The organism is Lentimicrobium sp. L6 (assembly GCF_013166655.1).
GTDB lineage: Bacteria > Bacteroidota > Bacteroidia > Bacteroidales > UBA12170 > UBA12170.
In genome coordinates this window covers 1-1899 of record NZ_JABKCA010000162.1, presented here as the reverse complement: position 1 = coordinate 1899, position 1899 = coordinate 1, and the positions used below count along the sequence as shown (strand labels likewise).

2 protein-coding genes are annotated in these 1899 nt (G+C 33.0%); both read left to right on the top strand.

Annotated elements, in window-relative coordinates:
- Positions 1 to 111: 111 nt before the first annotated feature.
- Entirely contained in the window at positions 112 to 1533 is a 1422-nt protein-coding gene (locus HNS38_RS19980) for a hypothetical protein (protein WP_172346999.1), read from the top strand.
- A gap of 10 nt (positions 1534 to 1543) precedes the next feature.
- Positions 1544 to 1899, top strand: a 356-nt coding sequence (locus HNS38_RS19975) for a hypothetical protein (RefSeq protein ID WP_172346998.1), incomplete at its 3' end; no start/stop codon positions are given.

The window sequence follows — 1899 nt, the reverse complement described above, 5'->3', positions numbered from 1 at the left end:
AAATTTATAGATTTCTAACTATAACTTTGTCCGATTGTTTAAGGGGCCAAAACAATATCTTATCATGATCCAACTATTTCAACTAAATTAATTACATGGCAATATTGTGCTGTGAAGGCAGACTATAGTTTTCCTAAAATACAATATGAGATATTATCATCTCTTTTTATTCCTGAGGAGATACCAGCTTATCAAAGTATACAATATGAAGATATAGTATATGATTTAGTGTCAGAGGCCTTAAATATTACTGATAATAGTGAAGAGATTTTAAGTTCACGCTGGAGTAAATGGACGCCATCTGGTACTATTCAAGTTTTTGATGATATAGAGGATGATATGATTCCTATTATTGGAGTAAAAGTTAGAGCACGTAGGTGGTTTACTACAAAAAGTGGTAATACAGATAGTAATGGGAATTTTACAACAGGTCAGTTTAGAAGGGCCGTAAATTACAGTATAATTTGGAAAACTGGGCAGTTCATTATAAGAGATGGAGTAGCTTTTCAGGCCTATTATAATGGTCCCAAACAACGTAGTGAGTGGAACTTAAACATCAGTAATGGTTCTAATAAATCTCTTAGAATAGCAACAATTCATAGAGCAGCATATAGATATTTTTATAGAAATATTGATGGATTAAAACGACCTGAGATATGGACAAAACTACGTATTAGCTATTTAAATACAGGTGGTACTGGGATAAATTGGCTAACAAATTGGCAACATATGATTGGTGCTGGTGGAGTAATTCCCAATATCCATATTCATGGTAAAGACCCTGATGATTATAGTTTTTATCCAACCAATATACTGTTTAGTACAACTATTCATGAAATTGGGCATTCTTCTCATGTAACACTTATGAATAGTGCTGAATTGCAGTATATACAAGTTTCCAGGCAGATACAGGAAAGCTGGGCTAATACGCTTGAATGGTATATTACTAGGTTGGAATATGTTGATTTGGGGTTCCCAAACTATGATGCTTCAAATAATGGCTCTCCAACTGGAGATCATATGCAATGGTGGAGCTCAGTAAGTAGTGATAGGTATACACCACTTTTTATTGATTGCATAGATAATTACAACCAAGCTTTAAATGGTGGTGGTTTGCCAACAAATAGATGTCCTGATGGAGGTTGGTTTGATGGAGTAAATTGTAGAATTGGAACACCTCCTGCTGGAGAAACAGCTTTTATTTATGCGGATAAGTTTTGTTATACACCGGTAGGTTGTTGCGATTGCCCAGAGGAAGGTTCGTCATTTGATGGTTCAAATTGTGTTTTGCTTGATATACCTGATAGCTCAATTGGTTTTGTTTGGAATAATACATGGTATCTGAACCCGGCCGGCAATCCTAATTTCCCTTATGATCAAGTTTCAGGTTATTCTATAGCTTACTTGGAGTCTAATATTATTAAATACTCCTATGGCTTAACAAGTTTAAGAACAAAACTCAAAGCCCATAAGCCTTCAAATATGACTGATAAGCATATTGATGTTTATTTGAATTTTTTCTTTAATTTATAAATCTTTTGCCATGAAAAAATATATAACATTATTTATAATTATTATTGTATTAATTTTTAGCTCATGTCAAGATCCTGAATATTCTAGTACATACAATATAAGAAATAAATCAAATCAAATGATTACTATATATTTCTTTAATAGTAAAGTTGAGAGTATTGAATCAGTTGTGTTAAATGCAGGTGATATCAAAAAGGATACATATGGAAATAGGGGGGGGAACATGGGCGTTCCACCTAATTTTAGAGCCGATTCCTTGCATGTGGTTTTTAATGATACAGTATCCATAACTCATTTTTATAAAGCAACTAGTGAAGATGTAAATAGAAATATGTTTTTGTCTAGTTCTTGGATTAGTCAATTGTC